At 56.8% G+C, this 1,420-nt stretch carries 2 protein-coding genes; both read right to left on the bottom strand.

Features of this window, described 5'->3' with window-relative positions:
- A partial coding sequence (gene trxA, locus NW820_RS00010) for a thioredoxin (protein ID WP_414406329.1) occupies nucleotides 1-272 on the bottom strand: 272 nt, incomplete at its 3' end.
- Nucleotides 273-658: 386 nt separating this feature from the next.
- Complete coding sequence (locus NW820_RS00005) at nucleotides 659-1,402, bottom strand: NUDIX hydrolase (protein WP_414406347.1); 744 nt, start codon at nucleotides 1,400-1,402, stop codon at nucleotides 659-661.
- Between the last annotated feature and the right edge of the window lie 18 nt (nucleotides 1,403-1,420).

The raw sequence follows: 1,420 nt of genomic DNA, 5'->3' as shown, positions 1-1,420 counted from the left end.
ACCACCACATCCACCTTCTGGCCGCCCTTGAACAACATCAGGGTGGGAATGCTGCGAATGCCGTACTGGCTGGCAGTTTGAGGGTTCTCGTCAGTATTAATTTTTACAACCTTAACTTTGCCGACATACTGCTCAGCTATCTCCTGAACCACAGGAGCCACCATCCGGCAGGGGCCACACCAAGGTGCCCAAAAATCGACCAAAACCGGAATATCGCTGCGCAGCACCTCTGCCTCAAAGGTAGCATCAGCGATATCTATTGCTGCAGACATGCTTGGAGAACTCCTGAAACAATACCTATCATGGTTTCTAATCTTAGCACAGCTCTCTGGCTGCTGCTGACCGAAAACTCGGCGTCGCAGGCCCCGGCATTCATGCCTGGGGATAAGTCACCGTCTCATGACAGGACGGGAGACTCGCTCCACCCGCTTATGGAAGGGTGCAGCGTTAAAGGTGAAGTAGAAGTATCTGGGGTGTTTTGGCATCTCAGTAGTTGAGGAGATGGCGTCCCCCACGAGGATATAGGCCCTCGTGTAGCCCATTGCAACGAAGCGCGAGGAGCGTGGAGCGATGGAAAAAATCCCCCGGCTTTAGCCGTGGGGAGAACGTTAACGATCTGGCTGGACTGGCCGGATTAGCATTGGTGAGCTGGGATCCCTTAGACAAATACCATTGGCTTATGACGGATTTTCTCGAAAGCAGCCGCATCAAAACGGTAGAGGGTTGCCGGTCTGCCTGTTCCTTGGGAACTTTTCTGGCCGGTATCTTGCAAGATACCCAGTTTCAGTAGGCGGGCGCGAAAATTGGAGTAGTCGGAGAACCCCTCGCCCAAAACGGTGCCGTAGAGCTGGTAGACCTCCCCTAGCGTGAAGGTGGCGGGCAAAATGTCAAAGGCAATCGGACTGTACTCCAACTTGGCGCAGAGGCGACGGCGGGCGTAGCGGCAAATCTCTTCGTGGTCAAAGGCCAAGGGGGGAATCTGGTCGGCGGGATACCAGGCAATGCCCTCCACTCCGTCTGCCAGCAATTCAGCATCCTGGAACCGCACCAGGGCAAAGTAGCTGACCGACAGGTAGCGCACTCCATAGCCATCCTCGGCCTCGCGGGGATCCCGCTCCGGCCCCCCGAAGGTGTAGAGCTGCTCCAGATAGAGGTTTTTAACACGAATTTTCTCCGCCAAGATGCGGTAGGCCGCTGCTTCTAGGGATTCTGAGCGCCGCACCAGTGTTCCTGGCAGGGCCCAGCAACCGCGGAAGGGATCCTCCCGCCGCCGCACCAGCAGCACCAGGAGGCGATTCTGCTCAGTGTCGATGGAGAAAATGACCGCATCCACGCCCACCCGGAACTCCGCCAAGGCGATCCGGTTCTCCGATGGGCCTGCCACGATGCGGGATCCCTGCATAGCTTGGCACTGAATCCT

This window comes from Synechococcus sp. R55.7, from assembly GCF_047461955.1.
Classification (GTDB): domain Bacteria; phylum Cyanobacteriota; class Cyanobacteriia; order Thermostichales; family Thermostichaceae; genus Thermostichus.
Note: the sequence above shows the minus strand (reverse complement) of the source record. Positions and strands in the feature narration are given on the sequence as shown.

Excerpts from the sequence above, each read along its gene's own strand:
- NW820_RS00005 (WP_414406347.1), bottom strand. The coding sequence starts at position 1,402 with ATGCAGGGATCCCGCATCGTGGCAGGCCCATCGGAGAACCGGATCGCC.